Raw genomic sequence first — 3,710 nt, 5'->3', positions numbered from 1 at the left:
GCCTGTGCAGACCCATAAAAAAGACCTGTTCCAATAGCAGAGCCAAGAGCTAAAAAAATAACTTGGCGCTTACTCATCCCTCTTTTCAGTTCATTTATTGCCATTTCTTTCCTTACTTTATTGAAATGCTGACAATCCACACCACGATAATAGCTCTATGAGAAATAAAGCCTCATGTTTCTTTCACAAATATATTTCAAAAAACATTGAAGACCAGCCAGTCCAACACTTTGCTCTAAACAATGAAAAAATACTTTTATTGCGAACTATCTAGCTTTTACAGCCTGCAATTTCGTATTATTTTATTCAAATAAAGTGATAATGAATTTTTTTGTAATTGTCATTTAATTCATTTCGTATTCTCTAGTTTTTTACAGAGAAAATTAACCTTAATGTAATCTAAACTTTTAGGCTTTTATTTCAGTGCACTGAAATAAAAGCCTAAAAATTCATAACAAACGCATTAACTATGCGTACAATTAATTTTTTGTTACTTTAAGTAAACTCTCTTTGGGTCCAGAAAACAAACCTTTTACACCAATTGAACAGCTCAATCAATGATAATACGAATCTCGCCAATTTTCAAAAGTATGAGAAAGGGTATCTACAGCCCATCTTTTAAGGACTCCAACTGCCTTAACTACAAGCTTTCCAATGAAAAAAAAATATACGGTTAAAATAGCATCTTTGACTGTTGGTCCAATGATAGCATTCTCCTTACCTCTAGAAGTTTGCCCTGAGATAGCAATAAAACTTTTGTTTTTCGCTGAAATAAGAGGCTCTTTCTCTTGGTCCACTATCATAATGAAAACTTCCTCTGGAAAGCCACCTCTCCTAAAATTTGCATGAATCTCGAGAATTTGAGAGAAAAAAAGAACTGTTGTTAAAACACATAATCTAGCACTTTTAACCATTTCTTTCTCCTTTTTTATTTAAAATATCAAAAATGAACTATAAAATTCATAAATTATTAAAAAATAAGAATAATATACAATAATTTTTTTACTTAATACAATACATAAAATATAATATTACAATATATAATTTGTGGATATTATTTAACTTATATTAAAAAATTTGATAGAAATCAGAAAGTATATGTATTTTAAATTTATATTTTTTATAAAATTATGATAATAAATCCAGATCACTATAAAATAACAAAATATTTATTTGGCTACAAACAACATATATGTACAGTAATAAATACATAATTTATTAAATAATTTAAATATAGTATTGATCTTCTATATTTTCATATGAGGAAGTTTCAAAATTCAATATCCGCCCTTCATCATTGTCCCTAAAATAAATATTATTGAAAACTTAATGAAGGAAAAATTGTTTCTGGTAAAACAGATAATAAGTGCCCTTCACGCACAAGTATATGTGCTTGATGAAGATCTGGAGCCATATAGCGATCTTCCTTAAGAGAAGCAACATTTTTGCGTAAACATTCCATAACAGATTGCAAAAAAGTACTTGTTTTTAAAGGTGCACGATATTCAATTCCTTGTGCTGCAACAAGCGTTTCAATGCCAATAAGTGTAAAAAGATTTTCGCTCATTAGCAATAACCGACGAGCTCCATGGCAAGCCATTGAAACATGATCTTCTTGATTGGCTGAAGTTGGTGTTGAATCAACGGAAGCAGGATAGGCCATTTGCTTATTTTCAGACATTAAAGCTGCTGCTGTTACTTCAGCAATCATAAAACCTGAATTAAGACCCGCATTATGCGCTAAAAAAGCTGGAAGTCCATAAGAAACTGCTGGATCAACCATAAGAGCAATACGCCGTTGAGAAATAGATCCTATTTCACATAAAGCAAGAGCAATCTGATCAGCAGCAAACGCTACAGGTTCAGCATGAAAATTCCCACCTGATACAACTTCACCATTCCTTAAAATCAATGGATTATCTGTAACAGCATTTGCTTCAATAATCAGTGTTTTTGCTGCTGCCAGCAAAATATCAAAACATGCCCCCATGACCTGTGGCTGACAACGTATACAATAAGGATCTTGTACACGCTCATCACCCCGTAAATGTGCTGCACGAATTTCTGAATCCTCTACAAGCTTTTCTAATGTTTTCGATACGGCAATCTGCCCATAATGTCCTCGTAAAATATGGATATCAGGATGAAATGGCGCCGTTGATCCCATAATGGCATCTGTCGTCAAAGCTCCTGCCAGCAATCCACCACACAATGCCCGATAAGCTCGAAAAAGACCAGCAAGTGCAAGGGCTGTTGATGTTTGAGTCCCATTAATAAGAGCTAGACCTTCCTTTGCCTCTAAAATAATAGGGGACAATCCCGCTTTCTCTAATGCAACCGCTCCACTCATACGAATATTTTGAAAAAATGCTTCTCCTTCTCCCATCATAACAGCCGCCATGTGAGCAAGTGGAGCTAGATCACCTGAAGCACCAACAGACCCTTTTTCAGGGATGACAGGAATGACGCCCTTTGCAAGCATATTTTCCAGCAAATTTACCAATTCCAAACGAACTCCTGAAGCTCCTCTTCCTAAAGAGATAAGCTTTAAGCTCATTATCAAACGCACAATATTTTCAGCTAAAGGCTCTCCTACCCCACAACAATGGGACAAAATAAGATTTCTCTGTAAAACAGCGACATCGTCCGCATCAATTTTAATGGAAGCCAACTTCCCAAAACCAGTATTAATACCGTACACAGGCTCACTTCCAGCAGCAATTTCAGCAATGCGCTGAGCCCCTTTCTCTATAGCTAAATGTGTGTCATTATGAAGTTTACTCACTTCACCATTAAAATAAATAGCTACAAGTTCACTAAGCGTTACCTCGCTCGGTTTCAGTATAATAGTCATAATTTACTTTCTTTTTTAATCAAAGTATAATGTTTAGCATTATTGATCTTTCTATAAAACAAAAAAACTATAACGACTCTTTAAAACGAGAATACTTTCTTAAAGGTATTCCTTACGATGGAGTCATTATCCAAAAGTAGAATAGTTGACGATAAATGAAATATTGACAAGCACAACCAAGGTCATGGATTTCAAAAATAGATAACGCATTAATTTATAATCATAATCTAGCATTATTTATATTGAATTTGATAAGAGATCCGAACATCTTAAGATTCTCCCATTCTAAATCTGTGTATGTTGAATTAATCAAAACCATTCGCTTGAACGTCATAAGCGAGATTGGCGTATGGATAAAACTGTACAAAAAAGAACTAAAACCCCTCTTATGAACCGTCTCAAGGGCTGTCGCAACATTGGGAAATGATAAACTGTGTGATGGTGCAGACTTGTTCTTGTGTATGAAGCGTAAAGACGAACGACTCAATGAATTTATCATATGGGTATATCATTAAGCTATTCCTACTAAACTTATAAAAATCTTAGACAGATAGCTGTCTCAATCTATCATGATTGCAAAAATTAAACTCTATAGAAAATTAAAAAACTTATTTAACATATCACAACATAGAAGAAATTAAGCTTATTTACCACTTCTAAAATTGTATTTAAAGCGCCAGATTGAAACCTGAAAAGTACATCTTCAATAAAACCACACAAGACTCGAACTAACCCGTTATTTAAAATAGAAAATAAAAGAAGTTTTTTATATCAAAAAGTTTAATTAACATATTGTTTTTATATTATATCTTTAAAAAAGAGAAATGCTTCATATAACATATTTATATTTTACTTT

Annotated in this window: 2 protein-coding genes; both read right to left on the bottom strand. The window is 33.2% G+C overall.

Annotated features, from left to right (window positions below; genetic code table 11):
- Positions 1-554 precede the first annotated feature (554 nt).
- Positions 555-914 carry a hypothetical protein gene (locus ACFIKE_RS04780; protein WP_375648517.1) on the bottom strand — a complete coding sequence of 120 codons (360 nt, stop codon included), beginning with the start codon at positions 912-914 and terminating at the stop codon, positions 555-557.
- Positions 915-1,315: 401 nt separating this feature from the next.
- Positions 1,316-2,854, bottom strand: coding sequence for a histidine ammonia-lyase (hutH, locus tag ACFIKE_RS04775; RefSeq protein ID WP_375648516.1), 1,539 nt, complete (start codon positions 2,852-2,854; stop codon positions 1,316-1,318).
- Positions 2,855-3,710: the final 856 nt, after the last annotated feature.

This window comes from Bartonella sp. MU70NMGDW (assembly GCF_042194085.1).
GTDB classification, from domain to species: domain Bacteria; phylum Pseudomonadota; class Alphaproteobacteria; order Rhizobiales; family Rhizobiaceae; genus Bartonella; species Bartonella grahamii.
This window is presented reverse-complemented; position numbering and strand designations above follow the sequence as displayed.